Annotated in this window: 14 protein-coding genes; 10 read left to right on the forward strand and 4 right to left on the reverse strand. The window is 74.4% G+C overall.

Features of this window, described 5'->3' with window-relative positions; all coding sequences use genetic code 11:
• Positions 1 to 211 precede the first annotated feature (211 nt).
• Positions 212 to 2,926: a winged helix-turn-helix domain-containing protein gene (locus AB3388_RS05910; protein ID WP_495409828.1), complete on the forward strand. Its 2,715-nt coding sequence runs from the start codon at positions 212 to 214 to the stop codon at positions 2,924 to 2,926.
• Between the two features lie 33 nt (positions 2,927 to 2,959).
• Here the strand turns inward: AB3388_RS05910 and AB3388_RS05915 are convergent, their stop codons facing one another.
• A complete protein-coding gene (locus tag AB3388_RS05915; protein WP_495409829.1) occupies positions 2,960 to 5,089 on the reverse strand; it encodes a hypothetical protein in 2,130 nt (709 codons plus the stop codon).
• 231 nt (positions 5,090 to 5,320) lie between these two features.
• Between AB3388_RS05915 and AB3388_RS05920 the strand changes: the two genes are divergently transcribed.
• Positions 5,321 to 6,262, forward strand: coding sequence for a phosphoglycerate dehydrogenase (locus AB3388_RS05920; RefSeq protein WP_495409830.1), 942 nt, complete (start codon positions 5,321 to 5,323; stop codon positions 6,260 to 6,262).
• Positions 6,263 to 6,292: 30 nt separating this feature from the next.
• Here AB3388_RS05920 and AB3388_RS05925 read toward each other — a convergent pair whose 3' ends face one another.
• Positions 6,293 to 7,840 carry a long-chain-fatty-acid--CoA ligase gene (locus tag AB3388_RS05925; RefSeq protein ID WP_495409831.1) on the reverse strand — a complete coding sequence of 516 codons (1,548 nt, stop codon included), beginning with the start codon at positions 7,838 to 7,840 and terminating at the stop codon, positions 6,293 to 6,295.
• Positions 7,841 to 7,958: 118 nt separating this feature from the next.
• Between AB3388_RS05925 and AB3388_RS05930 the strand changes: the two genes are divergently transcribed.
• Genes AB3388_RS05930 through AB3388_RS05955 form a run of 6 tightly spaced genes read left to right on the forward strand, consistent with a single transcriptional unit; the run spans position 7,959 to position 13,186 of the window.
• Complete coding sequence (locus AB3388_RS05930) at positions 7,959 to 9,143, forward strand: lipid-transfer protein (RefSeq protein WP_495409832.1); 1,185 nt, start codon at positions 7,959 to 7,961, stop codon at positions 9,141 to 9,143.
• A 4-nt stretch (positions 9,144 to 9,147) separates the two neighbouring features.
• Positions 9,148 to 9,606: a MaoC family dehydratase N-terminal domain-containing protein gene (locus tag AB3388_RS05935; RefSeq protein ID WP_495409833.1), complete on the forward strand. Its 459-nt coding sequence runs from the start codon at positions 9,148 to 9,150 to the stop codon at positions 9,604 to 9,606.
• Positions 9,603 to 9,989: a MaoC/PaaZ C-terminal domain-containing protein gene (locus AB3388_RS05940; RefSeq protein WP_495409834.1), complete on the forward strand. Its 387-nt coding sequence runs from the start codon at positions 9,603 to 9,605 to the stop codon at positions 9,987 to 9,989. The genes AB3388_RS05935 and AB3388_RS05940 overlap by 4 nt, the downstream gene beginning before the upstream one ends.
• Positions 9,990 to 9,994: 5 nt before the next feature.
• Positions 9,995 to 10,825, forward strand: coding sequence for an SDR family NAD(P)-dependent oxidoreductase (locus AB3388_RS05945; RefSeq protein WP_495409835.1), 831 nt, complete (start codon positions 9,995 to 9,997; stop codon positions 10,823 to 10,825).
• Positions 10,825 to 11,982, forward strand: coding sequence for an acyl-CoA dehydrogenase family protein (locus tag AB3388_RS05950; RefSeq protein WP_495409836.1), 1,158 nt, complete (start codon positions 10,825 to 10,827; stop codon positions 11,980 to 11,982). Before AB3388_RS05945 ends, AB3388_RS05950 begins: the two co-directional genes overlap by 1 nt.
• A gap of 16 nt (positions 11,983 to 11,998) precedes the next feature.
• Positions 11,999 to 13,186 (forward strand): TetR/AcrR family transcriptional regulator, encoded by a 1,188-nt coding sequence (locus AB3388_RS05955; RefSeq protein ID WP_495409837.1) that lies wholly within the window; start codon positions 11,999 to 12,001, stop codon positions 13,184 to 13,186.
• 128 nt (positions 13,187 to 13,314) lie between these two features.
• Here AB3388_RS05955 and AB3388_RS05960 read toward each other — a convergent pair whose 3' ends face one another.
• A complete protein-coding gene (locus AB3388_RS05960; RefSeq protein WP_495409838.1) occupies positions 13,315 to 14,310 on the reverse strand; it encodes a LacI family DNA-binding transcriptional regulator in 996 nt (331 codons plus the stop codon).
• Positions 14,311 to 14,447: 137 nt separating this feature from the next.
• On the opposite strand from AB3388_RS05960, the gene AB3388_RS05965 reads away from it, so the two are divergent.
• Both AB3388_RS05965 and AB3388_RS05970 read left to right on the forward strand, forming a co-directional pair.
• The gene (locus tag AB3388_RS05965; protein WP_495409839.1) at positions 14,448 to 15,767 is read left to right on the forward strand and encodes an MFS transporter; all 1,320 of its coding nucleotides are present in this window, start codon (positions 14,448 to 14,450) and stop codon (positions 15,765 to 15,767) included.
• Positions 15,768 to 15,799: 32 nt separating this feature from the next.
• Entirely contained in the window at positions 15,800 to 16,645 is an 846-nt protein-coding gene (locus tag AB3388_RS05970) for an alpha/beta fold hydrolase (RefSeq protein WP_495409840.1), read from the forward strand.
• Here AB3388_RS05970 and AB3388_RS05975 read toward each other — a convergent pair.
• Positions 16,642 to 17,370 carry an enoyl-CoA hydratase/isomerase family protein gene (locus AB3388_RS05975; protein ID WP_495409841.1) on the reverse strand — a complete coding sequence of 243 codons (729 nt, stop codon included), beginning with the start codon at positions 17,368 to 17,370 and terminating at the stop codon, positions 16,642 to 16,644. The genes AB3388_RS05970 and AB3388_RS05975 overlap by 4 nt on opposite strands.
• Positions 17,371 to 17,416 lie beyond the last annotated feature (46 nt).

Below are 17,416 nucleotides of genomic sequence, written 5' to 3' on the forward strand. Positions count from 1 at the left end.
ACCGCTCGTGGAGAGGACCCGGCCATGCAGAGGCCGCGATCGCGGACCGCCGCGTCACTCGGCGCCCGGCGCGCTCGTGAACGGCAGATCCCCTGACCCGCCGGCGGGCGGCGCGATCGATGATCGCGGAGCACCGAGCCTCGCGGACGGAGTCCCTCGCCCGGGCCCGCCGGGGCGGCCCTGCCTGTCGCGACGACGGATGAGGCCCGCGATGCCCGCGCCGCTGCAGACGCCCGCCCTGGCGGAGAACGCCGCCCCGGACCTGCAGGCCGTCCCGTCGGGGACGACGACGCCCGTGCCGGACGCGCGAGGGTCCCGGCCGCTGCTGCTCAGCAAGCTCGACCCGCCGACCCTCGGCTTCGCCGCGCTGCCGCGGCCGCGGCTGTGGGCCCAGCTGTCCCGGGCCGTGGACGACACGCCGGTGACGGTGCTGAGCGGGCCGGCCGGCGCGGGCAAGACGGTGCTCGCCGCGTCGTGGATGGCCGCGCAGGGCGACGAACGCACCGTGGCGTGGCTGTCCCTTGACGAGGCCGACGACGACCCGGCGACCTTCTGGAGCTACGCGCTCGCGGCCCTGCGGCGCGCCGGGGTCGAGCCGCCCGGTTCGGCGCCGCCGACGCCGGCGGCCCCCGGCGTGCGGCTGGCGGCCGATCTGCTGCGGCTGCCCCGGCCGGTGGTGCTGATCCTCGACGACGCCGACCGCCTGACGCGCCGCGACCTCATCGACGTGCTCGACCTGCTCGTCCGCTACGCCGGGACCCGGTTGCGACTGGTGCTGAGCGCCCGCGCCGCCCCGCTGCTGCCGCTGCACCTGTACCGGGCGGCCGGCACCCTGACCGAGATCGGCGCCGACCGTCTGGCGTTCACCGCCGAGGAGACCGGCGCGCTGCTGACCGCGCTCGGGAGGCCCGTGCCGGCCGAGGCCGTCGAGGCGCTGCGGACGGCGACCGAGGGCTGGGCGGTCGCCCTGCGGCTGGCCGTGGAGCTGCTGGCCCACGGCACCGCGCCCCAGCGCCTGCCTGCCGCGCTCGCCGCCGACGACGGCGGCGTGGCCCAGTACCTGCTCGCCGAGCTGCTGGAGCGCCAGTCGCCGGCGGTGCGGCGGTTCCTGCTGCGGATCAGCGTCACCGACCGACTGGATCCCGCGCTGGTCGACCAGCTCACCCACGAGCCCGCGGCTCGCCGGGTGCTGGCGGCGCTGGCTCAGGCGAACGCGTTCGTCGAGCGGGTGACCGGCGCGCCGGTCGGCTACCGGATCCACCCCCTGGTCCGCGAGATCCTGCAGGCACAGCTCGCCTACGAGCACCCCGGCCAGGTCACCGCCCTGCACCGGACCTGCGCGAGCTGGTACGCCTCCGCCGGGGACGTGCCGCGGGCGGTGCGGCACGCGGTCGCCGCCGGCGACGGGCAGCTCGCGGCGCGCCTGCTGATCGACGACCTGGCCGTCGCGCAGGAGCTGGCCCACGGCAGCACCCCGGGACGGCCACCGGCCCTGCCGGCGCGGACGACCGGCAGGGACGCGGCGGTGCTCCGCGCCGCGGCCGCCCTGGCCCGTGAGGCCGCGGCCGAGCCCGCGGATCTGTCCGCCGCGGCGGCCGCCGCCGCGGACGCCGGCAGCCGACCGCAGCTGCGCGCCTCGGCCGCGGTGGTCTGCACCGCTGCGGCCGCGCAGGTCCCTCGGGCGCCCGGCGACCCGGTGCACACCGCGGCGGGCTCGGCGGCGGCGCTGGTGGCCGGCCTGCCGGAGGGGCATCCGCGGCGGACCGAGCTGGCCGCCGTCCTCGCGGCCGCCCGGGCCACCGCCCTCCTGCACACCGACGCCGACGACGACGCGCTCTACGCGGAACTTCGGGCCGCGCTGGGGGCCGGCCGGGCGGACGCCGCGCCCCGCGTGCGCGCGCGCAGCCAGGGCCAGCTCGCGCTGCTCGAGGCGCTGCACGGGCGGTTGCGGGCGGCCGCGCGGCTGGCCGCCGACTCCGAGGCGCTGGCCGACGCGCACCGCCTGCCCGAGAGCGAGCGCTCCCCGGCCGCCGCGATCGCGGTCGCCTGGGCGGCCGGCGAGCAGGCCGAGCACGGCGAGGCGCGGCGCTGGACCGCCCGGGCCCAGCAGCGCACCGCCTCCGCCGACGTCACGTTCACCAGCCCGCTGCTGGCGGTGCTGACCAGCCGGCAGCAGCGCGCTCGCGGCGAGCGCGACGCGGCTGCGCAGACGCTGCGGCCGGTCTGGGAGAGCACCACGTCACCCCGCTGGCTGCGCACTCCGGTGACCACCGAGCTGGCGCGCATCGACATCGCCGACCGGCGCCGGTTCGAGGAGCTGCGGCTCGACGGCCTCGACAGCGTGCACACGCAGATGGTGCGCGCCACGGCTGCGGCGGTCGGGGTCCCCGGCGCCGCAGCGCCCCCACCCGCGGAGCTCGGCGCCGACCTGCCACCCGCCGTCGCCGTGCCGTTCAGCATCGCCCTCGCCTGCCTGCACGCCGCCGACGGGAACGCCCGAGCCGCCTTCGCCGCCGCCGAGTGCGCCCTCCGGCAGGCGGAGCCCGAGGGGCTGCGCCGGCCGTTCCTGGAGGCACCGCCGCAGCTGCGCCTGCTGCTGCGCGGTCATCCGCGGCTGGCGGCCTCCGCGGCCTGGCTGACGCACACCGACCCGGCCATCCCCACCCCGCGGCGCGCGCCCGACGACGACCCGACGCCATCCCCGGCCCGGATCGCCCCGGAGCCGCTGGTTCCCCCGGAGCTGAGCGATCGGGAACGGGAGGTGCTGCAGCACATCGCCGACATGCAGTCCACGACCGAGATCGCCGCCGCGCTGTTCATCTCCCAGAACACCGTCCGCACCCACGTCCGCAGCATCCTGAACAAGATGGCGGTGCCCCACCGCAGGGATGCCGTTCGCCGGGCCCGGGAACTGAATCTGCTCTGATGCCCGCACCTGGGGCGCCGGAGCGCCCGCCGATCACGGCGGTGCGGCGACGGCGCCGCTCATCATGGCCGTGGCGTCGGTCTCGGTCTCGGCGGGGACCGGGTTCCGCGGGGTGCGGAACCAGCCGAGCAGGCTGGTGATCACGCCGGCGATCACCGCATAACCGAGCAGCACCCAGAGGTGCCGGGCGATGCCGTGCCCGTCGAAGTAGATCGTGTCGCGCAGCAGCAGGTAGGCGTTGCGCGGCGGCAGGTACGGGCCGAGGTCGCGCCAGAAGCCGGGCAGGTAGGGCACCCCGTTCGCGCCGCCGGAGGACGGGTTGCCGAACCACACGATCACCGTGGCGGTGAGCAGGGCGCCGACCGGGCCGAGCAGCGTCTGCAGCATCGCGCACACGAGTGCGGCGGCAGCGATGGTGAGCGAGGCGATCGGCCAGGCCAGCCAGAACGTGCCGGGTGGGAAGCCGTTCAGCAGGGGGCCCACGATCAGGCAGACCAGCGCGCCCGCGACCACGGCGAAGGCGAGCAGGATCGCCACCCGTCCCGGGGCGGAGGCGGTGGCGGTGGCGCGGGTCAGCGTGGTGGCGGTGATGTAGCCGCCGAGCAGCAGCGGCACGAGCATGATCGACAGCACGATGCCGTAGGGGTCCCCGGAGGGCAGCGGGGTCGGCTCGGACGGCTTGACCTGCAGCAGTTGGCCGGTCGCGTCGGCGGCCCGCTGGAACTGGTCGGCGAGGTCGAGCGGGGCCACGTCGCTCAGCGTGGGCACCACGAGCAGGACGTTCGCCGACGAGGCGGTGCCGGGCACGAGCACGCCGTACAACTCGCCCTGGTCGATCGCCTGCTGGGCCGCCGACTCGCTGGAGTACTGGTGCACCGACATCGAGTAGCCCTGCTGCTGCACCTGACCGATCAGCGGTGACGTGCCGACCACCCCGACGGGGATCCGGTCGGCGACCGGGGAGTGGCCGGAGGTCATGTAGGTGGTGGAGAACATGGTCTGCACGAACAGCGCGACGGCCAGCCCGACGACGAGGGCCACCCCCGCACGCGGGGCAGGTGACGGGGCGGCGTCGTCCGTTGCGTTGGCCGAGGTGGCCGCAGGCTGCGGGCGGGCGTCGCGGACCCAGTCGAACCAGGCCAGCACGACCGCGCCGACGAGCAGGTAGCCGCCGAGCACCAGCAGCGGGACGGTCAGGCCGTTGCCGCCGAAGTACAGCGTGTTGCGGATCAGGGTGACCGCGTGCTGCGCGGGCAGCGCCGTGCCGACGGTCTGCCAGAACACCGGCAGCAGGGACAGCCCCAGGCCGCCGGCCGAGGACAGCCCCAGGATGACGAACACGATCAGCACGATCAGCGTGCCCAGCCGGCCGGCCAGCCGCTGGATCACCGCCGTCGAGACCGCGAGCGCCGCGATGACGAGCGCGAAGACGGGCAGCAGCGGCCAGAACCGGTCGGAGTCGAAGGCCCCGATGGCCGGCCCGGCGATCAGGTCTGTCACCAGCGCGCCGACCACGGCGTAGCCGAGCAGGATGGCCACCCGCCAGCGGGCGGCCGCCCGCTTCGTCGCCTGGAGGACGAACACGGGCGCGAAGACGCCGCCGATCAGCACCGGCAGCAGCAGCAGCCCGGTCACCGCGCCGATCCGGTCGCGCAGCGGTAGCGGCTCGGCGTTGTCGACGGTCACCGCCCGCCCCGCCTGGCGCGCGGCGTCCTCGAACGCGGCGGCGAGGATGACCGCCCCGAAGAAGCTCTTCTGCGGTGCGATGACCAGCGTGTCGGAGGCGCCGCCGGGAACGTAGGCGCCGTAGATCTCCCCGTCGTCGATCGCCTGCACGGCCGCGGCCTGGTCGGGATAGCTGGTGATCGTCAGCGACAGCTTCGAGGTCACGGCCGAGGTGACCGGCGAGTCGCCGGTCACCCCGAACGGCAGGTTGTGCGGCTTCAGCTTCTGGTCCGCGCTGACCAGGCACAGCGCCAGCAGCCCGAGCAGCACCGTGAACAGGGCCAGGAGGACGACGACCCGCCGCCCGCCGCCGCCCGGGGGCGCCGCCGCCTTCTCCCCGGGGCGGGCGCCGGTCGGGGGGAGCTCCGGCGGTGCGCCTCGCTGGGTGGGGATCGAGCCCGTCACCCCTGCGGTGGTGGTGATCTCGCGGTCGGCCACGTCAGCTCCCGCCTGCCGGAGCCCTGCCTGCGGCCTCCGTTCAGAAGCCGATCCACCCTGACCGGCGGACTCGCTTCGCTCCCTCACCCGTCAGGGGTGAGCCGGCACGAGTGCGCCCGCCCCGACCAGCACGGCGAGCATCGCCCGAACCGGGTGAACAGCCGCAGGCCGCCTGGGGTCCGCGTCCGGCGCGGCACACTGGGGCGTGCCCGTGAGAGAGACGGATGCGCGATGAAGCTGCTGCTGCCCGACTCGGTCCCGCTGGCGCCGAACCTGCCCGCGGGCGTCACGGCGGTCGGTTACGACGCCGGAGCGCCGGTGCCGGAGGAGCACCTGGACGCCGACGCGCTGGTGGTGTGGGGCAGCTCCGGAGCGGACCTCGCCGCGGTCGCCGGCCGGATGCCGCGGCTGCGCTGGGTGCAGACCCTGGCCGCCGGGCCGGACGCGGTGCTGGCGGCGGGCTTCCCGGAGGACGTCGTCCTCACCTCCGGGGCGGGGCTGCACAACCGGACGGTCACCGAGCATGCGCTGACCCTGGTGCTCGCCCTGGTGCGCCGGCTGCCCGCCGCCGCGCGGGCCCAGGCCGAGCACCGCTGGGCCCGGGAGCTCGGTGGCGTCCAGCCGCTGCACCCCGAGGGCGCCGTGACCACCCTGATCGACGCCCGGGTGCTGATCTGGGGATTCGGCTCGATCGGCCAGACCCTGGCCCCCCTGCTGCGCGCGCTGGGTGCGCGGGTGCGGGGCGTGGCGCGCAGGGCGGGGGAGCGGGCCGGGTTCCCCGTCGCCGCCGACGCCGACCTGGAACGCGAGCTCGGACAGGCCGACGTGCTGGTCATGATCCTGCCCTCGGACGCCGGGACGAGCCAGGCCCTGGACGCCCGCCGCCTGGCCGCCCTGCCGGCGCACGCGTACGTGGTCAACGTCGGCCGGGGCTCCACCGTCGACGAGGCGGCGCTCGCCCAGGCGCTGCAGGAGGGGCGCCTCGCCGGCGCGGCGCTGGACGTGACCGCCACGGAGCCGCTGCCGGCGGACTCCCCGCTGTGGGACGCGCCGAACCTGCTCCTCACACCCCACGCCGCCGGCGGCCGGCCGGTCGGTGCCGACGAGCTGATCGCCGGGAACGTCGCCGCACTCCTGGCCGACGGGCGGCTGCGCAACGTCGTGCAGCGATGAGGGCTGATCGTGGGGTGCCCGGAGCCCCGGTCAGCTCACGTCGCGGTCGGCGTCGTCCCAGTGCTGGGCGCGCAGCTCGCGCTTGAGGATCTTGCCGGCGCCGGACATCGGCAGCGCGGCGACGAAGGCGACGCTGCGCGGGACCTTGTAGCCGGCGATGTGGGTGCGGCAGAAGTCGCGCAGCTCCTCCTCCGTGGCCTGCGCGCCGGGCAGCAGGACGACGACGGCGTGCACGCGCTCGCCCCAGTTCTCGTCCGGGATCCCGATCACCGCGCAGGCGGCCACGGCGTCGTGCTTGGCCAGCGCGTTCTCCACCTCGGCGGAGTAGACGTTCTCGCCGCCGGTGATGATCATGTCCTTGATCCGGTCGACGATGAAGACGTAGCCGCGCTCGTCCATGTAGCCGCCGTCGCCGGTGTGCATCCAGCCGTCCCGCAGCGCGGTCGCGGTCTCCTCCGGCTTGTTCCAGTAGCCCATCATGACGTTGTCGCCGCGCACGACGACTTCGCCGACCTGCCCCCGGGGCAGCTCGGCGCCGGCCGGGTCGACGATGCGCACGTCGACGTGGGCCGCGGCCCGCCCCGCGGCGCGGGTGAGGCCCGGGTCGTCGTGGTCCGACGGCAGCAGCAGCGTGGCGATCGGGGCCAGCTCGGTCATGCCGTAGGCCTGGGTGAAGCGCGCCGACTCCATCCGCTTGCGCGCCCGCTCGAGCACGGCCTGCGAGATCGGTGAGGCGCCGTAGAGGATGCGCTCGAGGCTGGTCAGGTCGGCCTCGGCCGCGTCGGGGGAGTCGACCAGCATCTGGATCATCGTCGGCACGAGCAGCGCGTCGGTCACCTTGTGCTCGCTGATCGCGGCCGCCACCCCGGCCGGGGTGAACATCGGCACGACCACGTGCGTCGCGCCGGTGACCATGCCGATCGTCCAGGCGGCGATGTCGGCGAGGTGGAACATCGGCGCGGCGTGCAGCAGCCGGCCGCCGCGGGTCAGCACGTCACCGGTGGTCAGGGTGCCCATCGCGGAGACCAGCAGCGCGTCGTGGCTGAGCATGACGCCCTTCGGCTGGCCGGTCGTGCCGCCGGTGTAGAAGACGCCGTAGAGCTCCTGCCCACCGCGGTGGCTGTCGTCGACCGGGTCGTGCTCGCGGACGAGCTGCTCGTAGTCCAGCGTCCCCGCCGGCACCGGGCCGTCGCCGCAGAAGATCACGGTCTCGAGCCCCGGCGCCTGCTCGCGCAGCTGCGGGAGCGCGGGCGCGAAGGCGTCGTCGACGAGCAGCACGCGGGTGTCGCAGTCGGCCAGCGAGTAGGCGACCTCGGCGGGGCTCCACCGGACGTTGACCGGGTTCACCACCGCACCGGCCCACGGGACGGCGAGCAGGAACTCGTGGTACCGGTCGGAGTTCAGCGCCATGATCCCGACCCGGTCACCGGCGTCGACGCCGAGGGCGCGCAGGGCGCCGGCGAACCGCGCGACCCGGTCGGCCGACTCGGCCACCGTGCGTACCCGGTCGCGGAAAACGGTCAGCGGCCGGTCCGGGTCCTGCTGAGCGGCTCGGTGCAGCGCCTGGGTGATGTGCATGTCGCCCTCTCTTGTGACTCGCCATGAGCCTGTGTTGGCGCACCACTATCGCGGTGAATGTTGACACGGTCAAGAGATCTGCGATGCTAAGTGAACAAGCGCTAGTGATGGAGGAACGATGGGGCGACGGGCCCAGATCGTCGGCGTCGGGATGGTCCCGTTCGCGACGCCGAGCAGGAGCGATTCCTACGACGTGCTGGCGGAGGGGGCCATCCGCGCCGCGCTGGCCGACGCCGGCCTCGACTACACGCTGCTGGAGCAGGCCTACGCCGGCTATGTGTACGGCGACTCGACCAGCGGCCAGCGGGCGCTGTACCGCGTCGGGCTGACCGGCCTCCCGGTGGTGAACGTGAACAACAACTGCTCGACCGGCTCCTCGGCGCTGTGGCTGGCGCGGCAGGCCGTGATCAGCGGCGCGGCGGACTGCGTGCTCGCCGTCGGCTTCGAGCAGATGCGGCGCGGCGCCCTCGGTTCGGTCTTCGACGACCGGCCCAGCCCGTTCGGCCGCTTCGACGAGGTCACCGACGCGGCGCTCGGCGACCTGCCCGGCGTCCCGATGGCGGCGAAGTACTTCGGCGGCGCCGGCGAGGCGTACGCGGAGCGATTCGGCACCCGGCCCGAGACGTTCGCCGCGATCGCCGTCAAGGCTCGCCGGCACGCCGCGAACAACCCCTACGCGGTGTTCCGTGACCCGCTCACCGTGGAGGAGGTGCTCGGCAGCCCGCACATCCACGGCCCGCTGACCCGGCTGCAGTGCTGCCCGCCCACCTGCGGCGCGGCGGCGGCGATCGTGACCAGCCCGGAGTTCGCCCGGGCCCACGGGCTGCGCACCGACGTGGCGATCACCGCGCAGGCGCTGACCACGGACACCCCCACCAGCTTCGACGGCGACCTGACCCGGCTCGTCGGCTACGACATGGCCCGCTCGGCGGCCGACCGCGTCTTCGAGGACGCCGGCGTCGCGCCCGAGGACATCCGGGTCGTCGAGCTGCACGACTGCTTCACCACCAACGAGCTGCTCAGCTACGAGGCGCTGCGGCTGACCCCCGAGGGCACCGCGGAGAAGTTCGTCGCCGACGGCGACAACACCTACGGCGGCCGGGTCGTCACCAACCCGTCCGGCGGCCTGCTCGCCAAGGGGCACCCGCTCGGGGCGACCGGCCTGGCGCAGTGCGCCGAGCTCACCTGGCAGCTGCGTGGCGAGGCGGGGCCGCGCCAGGTCGACGACGCGACCGTGGCCCTGCAGCACAACATCGGGCTCGGCGGCGCGGCCGTCGTCACCCTGTACGAGAAGGTGGGCTGACGCAGTGGCCATCGACCGCGCGCAGGCGCTCGCGCTGCGCATCCCGCCGATCCACGTCGAGGTGGAGCGGGGCCGGCTGCGGTTCTTCGCCCGCGCCACCGGCCAGACCGACCCGGTCTACTGGGACGTCGACGCGGCGAAGCAGGCCGGGCACCGCGACCTCCCGGTGCCGCCGACCTTCTTCTTCGGCCTCGAACTCGAGGCGCCCGACCCGTTCGGCTACCTCGACTCGCTGGGCGTCGACCTGCGCCGCGTCCTGCACGGCGAGCAGTCGTTCTCCTACGACGGCCTCGCCTACGCCGGGGACCGGCTGACGCTGACGCCGGCGATCGTCGACGTCTTCGCCAAGAAGGGCGGCGCGCTCGAGTTCGTCGTCAAGCAGACCGACATCACCCGGGACGGCGAGCCGATCGCGCAGTTGCGCAGCGTCATCGTCGTCCGCAACCCGGAGGCCGCCCGATGAACGTCGGCACCGAACTGCCGCCCCTGACCCTCGCGCCGATCAGCCGGACCACGCTGGCGCTGTTCGCCGGCGCGTCCGGTGACCACAACCCGATCCACGTCGACCTCGACGTCGCGCGGTCGGCCGGGATGGACGACGTCTTCGCGCACGGGATGCTCTCGATGGCCTACCTCGGCCGATTGCTGACGAACTGGGTGCCGCAGGAGCGGATCCGGTCGTTCAGCGTCCGCTTCCTGGCCATCACGCCGGTGCACGCGCAGCCGACGTGCACCGGCGTCGTCACCGCGGTCGACGGCACGACCGCGACCGTCGACCTCGCCGTCCGCATCGCCGACGGCACCACCACCCTCGAGGGCACGGCCCTCATCACCCTGGAGGACTGACAACCATGGGCAAGCTCGACGGCAAGGTCGCGATCGTCACGGGCTCCGGCCGCGGCATCGGCCGGGAGATCGCGCTGAAACTCGCGGTCGACGGCGCGGCGGTGGTCGTCAACGACCTCGACCCCGTCCCGGCCAAGCAGACCGTGGCCGACATCGAGACCGCGGGCGGCCGGGCGGTGGCCTGCGCCGGCAGTGTCACCGAGGACGGGTTCGCCGAGCGGTTCGTGCAGACCGCGGTCGACTCCTTCGGCGGGCTGGACATCATCGTCAACAACGCCGGCTACACGTGGGACGGCGTCGTCCAGAAGATGACCGACGAGCAGTGGGACGCCATCCTCGACGTCCACCTCAAGGCGCCGTTCCGCATCCTGCGGGCCGCCCAGCCGGTGATCGCCGCCGCCGTGAAGGACGCGCGGGAGACGGGCGAGCCGGTCCACTGCCGCAAGGTGGTCAACATCTCCAGCATCGCCGGGCTCGGCGGCAACGCCGGCCAGGCGAACTACGCCGCCGCCAAGGCCGGGATCACCGGGCTGACCAAGACCCTGGCCAAGGAGTGGGGCCGGTACAACGTCACGGTCAACACGGTCGCCTTCGGGCTGATCCGGACCCGGCTCACCGAGGCCCCAGCCGACGGCGACGCGACCATCGACGTGGCCGGCCGGGAGATCAAGGTCGGCGTCAACCCCGCGCTGCTCGAGACGATGGAGCGGATGATCCCGCTCGGCCGCGCCGGTACGCCGGCCGAGGCGGCCGGGGCGGTCTACCTGCTGTGCCTGCCCGAGTCGGACTACGTCAGCGCCCAGACGCTGGTGTGCGGCGGCGGGTTCATCGCCTGATGCGCTCCCAGATGCGAAGGGACCTGTTCGACGCCGACCACGAGGCGTACCGGGAGAGCGTGCGGACCTTCCTCGACAAGGAGGTCGTGCCGCACTACCCCGACTGGGAGCGGACCGGGATCGTCCCGCGCGAGCTGTTCGCGCAGGCCGCGGAGCTCGGCGCCTTCGCCGCCGTGCCCGAGGAGTACGGCGGCGCGGGAATCCGCGACTTCCGGTTCAACGTCGTCCTCGCCGAGGAGGCGGCCCGGGCCGGCGTCGCCCCGGCCACGATCGGCATCGGCCTCCAGGCCGACGTCTGCCTGGCGTACTTCCTCGAGCTGTGCACCCCGGAGCAGAAGGCGCGGTGGCTGCCGGGCATCGCCGCCGGGGAGACGGTGACCGCGATCGCCATGACCGAGCCAGGTGCCGGCTCGGACCTGGCCGGCATCCGCACCCGCGCCGTTCGCGACGGCGACGAGTACGTCGTCGACGGCGCCAAGACGTTCATCACCAACGGGATCAACGCCGACCTGGTGATCGTCGTCGTGCGCACCGGCGAGCATCCGCACCGGGGGCTCAGCCTGCTCGTCGTCGAGCGCGGCACGCCGGGCTTCGAGCGCGGCCGCAACCTCGACAAGGTGGGGCTGCACGTCCAGGACACCGCGGAGCTGTCCTTCACCGGGGTCCGGGTGCCGGTCGCCAACCTGCTGGGGCGCGAGGGCGAGGGCTTCTTCGGCCTGACCCGCAACCTGCCGCAGGAACGGTTGTCGATCGCGGTGGCGTCGGTCGCCCAGGCGGCCGCGGCGATCGAGTGGACCGTCGCGCACGTCCGCGAGCGCACGGCGTTCGGCGCGCCGCTGGGCTCGCTGCAGTCCGTCCGGTTCCGCCTGGCCGAGCTCGTCACCGAGGTCGACATCGCCCAGCAGTACGTCGACCGGTGCGTGCGGGAGCTCGACGCCGGCCGGCTCACTGCGGTCGACGCGGCGAAGGCCAAGTGGTGGTGCACCGAGCTGCAGGGCCGGGTGGTGGACGCCTGCGTCCAGCTGCACGGCGGCTACGGTTACATGCTCGAGTACCCGATCGCGCGGGCCTACGTGGACTCCCGGATCTCCCGCGTGTACGGCGGCGCGACCGAGATCATGAAGGAGATCATCGGTCGCTCGCTCGAGCTCGGATGACCTCCCGAGGAGCCTCATGACGACGGCCGCCCGGCCCGCCCGCGGGACCCGCCCGGCAAACCGCCGGGACCTCATCGTCGAGGCCGCCCGGGAGCTGTTCCGCACCCGCGGGTACGAGCACGTCTCCATGGGCGACATCGCCGACGCCGTCGCGGTGGGGCCATCGGCGCTGTACCGGCACTTCCCCGGCAAGCAGCAGCTGCTCGCCGAGGTGGTGCAGGCCGGCCTGGACCCCCTGGCGGGGCTGCTCCGGGAGCTCGACCTCACCGACCGCGCGACCGCGCTTCCCGCGCTGGCGAGGATCTCGCTCGACCACCGCGACCTCGGCGTGCTGTTCCAGCGCGAGGTCAGGCACCTCGAGGGGCCGGAGCGCGAAGCCCTCGAGGTCCAGGTGCGCGGCATCGGCCGGCGCCTCGCCGAGCGGATCGGCGCGGCCCGGCCGGAGCTCTCGGCGGAGGAGCGGGACCTGCTGGCGTGGGCGGTGCTCGCCGTCGTGGTCAGCCCGTCGTTCCACCAGCTCGAGCTGCCCCGCGCGGAGTACGAGCAGCTGCTCGCCGGGCTGGCCGGTCGGGTCCTCGACGCGCGGCTGACGTCGTCGCTCGCTCCCGGTGCGGCGCCGCCCCCAGGGTTGCTGCCCCGATCGCGACGCGAGGCGGTGCTGGCCGCGGCGGTCCGGCTGTTCGCCGAGCGCAGCTACGCCAGCGTGAGTCTGGAGGACATCGCCGCCGCCCTCGGCATCGCGGGCCCCAGCGTCTACAACCACGTCCCGAGCAAGATCGACCTGCTGCTGACCCCGTTCCAGCGGGGCACCGCCTACCTCAACGTCCAGGTCGCGGAGGTCCTGGCGGAGTCCGGCGATCCGGCCACGGCACTGCGCGGCCTGGTCCGGTCCTACGTGCAGTTCGCGTTCCACCACCACGACGTGGTGGACCTGCTCATCAGCGAGGTGCGCAACCTCCCGGACGACGAGCGGCGCGCGGCAGTGCTCCAGCAGCGCGACTACATCGACGAGTGGGTGCACCTGCTCACCCAGATCCATGCCGGGATCGACGCGACGGCCGCACGCATCCAGGTCCAGGCGGCGCTCGCGCTGGTCAACGATGCCGCGCGGACCAGGCACATCCGGACGGCCGTCGGGGCGGTGGAGGCCGTCGCCGGGCTCGGCGAGCAGCTGCTGGAGCTGCCGGCCGCTCCTCGCGGCTGACCGCCCCGACGCTGCGGCTGCGGCCGCACGTGGGCGGCGATGTGCGGGCACGGCGCATTTCTGCGACGAGAACGCGCCGGAAATGCACACTGCTACCGGTCACGGGCAATGAGCCGGCTGCTGCACTACTACGAGGACTGGCGCCGGACCAGGCGGAAGACCTCGCCGTCGGCGTCCGGCTTCGCGGGCTGCTGACCCTCGATCAGCCCGACGACGTGGGCGGCGAGCTTGCGCGACGGGATCGAGAGGTCCATCGCGACGGTGGAGAGCGCCGGCGTGGCGAGCGACGCGGACGGGAGGTCGTCGACGCCGACGAGCGCGAGGTCCTCGGGCACCCGGACCCCCGTCGCCCGGCACGCGCCGAGAAGGGCCAGCGCCACCAGGTCGTTGTAGGCCGCGACGCCGGTGACCGGCCGTTCCTCCCGGCGCTCCGTCCAGACGGTCAGTGCCGCCCGCGCGCTGTCGGTGGAGTAGGCGACGGTGGCCACGACCGGTTCGGGCAGGCCGAGCTCGGCGCACGCCTGCCGCGCTCCCTCCAGCCGGGGGCGGCAGAACGGGGTCTCCCGCGGGTCGTCGATCGCGGCGAAGCCGATGGCCCGGTGGCCGCGCTCGGCCAGGTGCCGCACCTGGATGCGGCCGATCTCCTCCTGGTCCAGGCCCTCCAGCCGCACCGCGTCAGGGCGCAGGACGTCGTCGACGACGGGCACCGACGCGCTCCGGAGCGCCGCGGCGTCGTCGTCCGCGAGGTTGCCCAGGGCGATCACCGCGGCCGGGGTGATGTGCCGCCAGACGTCGGCCAGGGCACCGCTCAACCCCGCCAGCTCCAGGAACACGCAGGTGTAGCCCGCCTGCCCGAGAGCGGCGCTGAACTGCCGCTTGAACACCTCCGTCGCCTCGGAGATGGGGAGCTCCGGCCACAGGCAGACGACGACGTTGCTCCGCCCGACCCGCAGCGACCGGGCCGCCGCCGAGGGGACGTAGCCGAGGCGCCCGGCGGTCTCCAGCACCAGTTGCCGCGTCTCCTCGGAGATGCCGAACTCGTCCCGCCCGTTGAGCACGAAGCTCACCGTGGTCTGCGAGACGCCGGCCTCCCGGGCGACGTCCCTGCTCGTGACCCGCGGCATGGTCCCCCCGACGACGGAATTTCCCGCAGTCTATTGCGGTGGCCGTGGCCCGGCCCTTACTGTGACGCCGCTCTCACCTAATACGTATTAGTCGCGAGAGCCGCACCCGACGCCCTGCTGTCCTCACCGGAGATGCCATGACCGACGTCCGCACGCCTGCCGAACCCCCGACCGTGCCGTCCGCATCCGAGCCGCTCGTGGCCCCGCCGGCGCCCCCGGCCGAGTCCCGGTCCGACGGCGTCGGCGTGGGGCGCCTGCTGACGATGCTCTTCCCGGCGACGACGGCCATGTACGCGCTGTTCAACGGCATCGGGTCGATCGTGCTGCCGGCCCAGGTCGAGCGCATCGACCCGGCCGCGAAGGTCGGCAACCTCGCGCTGCTCACGGTGCTCATGGCGGTCGCCTCGATGATCGCCATCCCCACCGGTGGCGCGCTCTCCGACCGGACCCGCACCCGCTTCGGCCGGCGCGCCCCCTGGCTCGCCGTCTCCGCGGTCGTCTCGGCCGTGCTCGCCGTCCTCATGGGGCTCGCCGCCAGCCTGGCCACGCTCGCGGTCGTCGCGACGGCGCTGTGGTTCGCGGCCAACTTCTTCCAGGGGGCGCTGACGGCGATCCTGCCCGACCGGGTGCCGGTCGGGCGCCGTGGCCTCGCGTCGGCGGTCATCGGCGGGGCCACACCGGTCGGCGTCGTCCTCGCCGTCAACTACGCCAGCCGCGCCGGCCAGGTCGCGAGCTACACGGTCTTCGGGCTGGCGCTCGTCGTGACCACCGCGCTGCTCATCCTCGGCGCCCGGGAACGGTCCGCCCGGGACCTGCCGCGCGCCCGACGGGAGCGCGCCGGGCTGGCCGCGGCCTCCCGCGCCTTCTTCCAGGCGTTCGCCAGCCGCGACTTCCGGCTCGCCTTCCTCAGCCGGTTCGGGCTGTTCGCCTCCTACTTCACCGTCAGCGGCTACGCCTTCTACACCTTCCAGGACTACATCGGCACCGACCGGCTGCCCGGCGGCGACGCCGCCGTCGCGGTGAGCACCTCGCTCACCGTCACGATCGTCGCCTGGGTGCTCGTCGCGTTCGTCGCCGGCTGGCTCGCCGACCGGCTGGACCGCCGCAAGGTCTTCGTCGGCATCAGCGCCCTCGGCGTCGCCGCCTCGATGGTGATCCCGATCGTCTCCCCGACCTGGACCGGCATGCTGGTCTACTCCGCCTGCCTCGGCGCCTCGATCGGCACCTACTTCGCCGTCGACCTCGCGGTCATGTCGCTCGTGCTGCCGGACAAGCAGTCGGAGGGGCGCGACTTCGGGATCCTGCAGGTGGCCACCGGCCTGCCCCAGCTGCTGGCGCCCGTCGTCGCCGGCGCGCTCATCACCTGGCTGGGCGGCTACCCCGCGCTGTTCGCCTTCGGCGCGGTCTGCGCCGTCGTCTCCGGCCTGCTCATGCTCCGCATCCGGTCGGTCCGCTGACCGGCGCGGGCGACGACGTCCAGGAGATCCCCGTGCCCACGATCCGGACCCCTGCCGGGGTGTCGCTCCACCACGAGTCCTTCGGGAACCCCCGCGACCCGGCCATGCTGCTCGTCCAGGGGCTCAGCGCCCACCTGCTCGGCTGGCGGGAGGAGCTGTGCCGCCGGGTGGCCGACCGCGGCTTCCACGTCCTCCGCTACGACAACCGCGACGTGGGCCTCTCCCAGCGGTTCCCCGCGGGCGGGTACACCCTCGCCGACATGGCAGACGACGCCGCGGGGCTCCTCGACGCCCTGGGCATCGAGGCCGCCCACGTCGTCGGGCAGTCGATGGGCGGGATGATCGCCCAGCACCTCGCGGTCGACCACGCTCCCCGGGTCCTGTCGCTGGCGCTGTTGTACACCGCGCCGGACAACAGCTACCTGCGGATCGAGGAGGCCGCCGATCGCCTCGGCGCCGGGGTGCCGCGGACCCGCGACGAGGCGGTCGAGACCTACCTCCGGCACGAGGCGTCCTGCGCCTCGGCGGCCTACCCGCAGGACGTCGACTGGCTGCGCGAGCTGGGCGGGCTCATGTACGACCGCGGCTGGGACCGCGACGGCGAAGCGCGCCAGACCGAGGCGGTGCTGTGCGCGCCCGACCGCTCCGCGCTGCTGGGCCGGATCACCGCACCGACGACGATCATCCACGGGTCGGCGGACCGGCTGATCGACCCGGCGGCGTCGGTCCGGCTGCACGAGCTCATCGCGGGCTCGACGCTCACCGTCCACCCGGGCATGGGACACGAGCTGCCCGTTCCGCTGTGGGACGCGATCGTCGAGCAGGTGCACGGGAACGCCGCCCGGGCGGGCGACCCCGCGCGGGCGTCGGTCGGCTAGCGCCGGGTCAGCGCCGCGAGCGCGGCCCCGATCCGCTGCCGGGTGTCGTCGGAGGTCCAGCCGGCGAGGACGGCCGCGTCGTCGCCGGCGGTCGCCGCGATCGCCGCGTTCGCGGGGCGGTGGAGCGCGACCTTGGCCAGCCGGTAGGACTCCGGCGACCGGGCGGCCAGCTCGGCGGCCAGCGCGACCGCCCGGGGGAGCAGGTCGCCGGGCTCGGTGAGCTCGTCGACCATCCCCAGGGCCAGCGCCCGCTCGCGGTCGACGGTCCCCGCGCCGAGCAGCACCTGCCCGGCGCGGGGGCCGAGCGCGTGCCGGACGATCTCCAGGGCGGACGTCGGGAAGGGGACGCCGACGGCCAGCTCGGCCAGCCCGATCCGTCCGCCCGACATCAGCCGCAGGTCGCAGGCCAGGGCGAGCACGCAGCCGCCGGCGATCGCGTGCCCGTTGACCGCCGCGACCGTCGGCCGCGGATGGTCGAACACGGCGCGGAACATGCGGGACAGGGCGGCCAGGAGCTCCTCGGTGTACGGCCGGCCGCCGTCCAGGATGCGGCGCAGGTCCACCCCCGCGGAGAAGGACGAGCCGCTGCCGGTGATGACCAGCGCCCGGTCGGACGCGGTGACGGCCTCGGTGAGGGCGTCCAGCAGCTCGACGTCGAGGGCCCCCACCCGGCCGTGCTCGATGCGCAGGACGGCGACGTCGTCCTGATCCTCGGTGCTCAGCATCGGGCCATCATCCGCGCCCGGATGCTCGCCGGCGTCCCGGAGACCG

The sequence above is a fragment of the Geodermatophilus sp. SMS 5-13 genome (genome assembly GCF_059428245.1).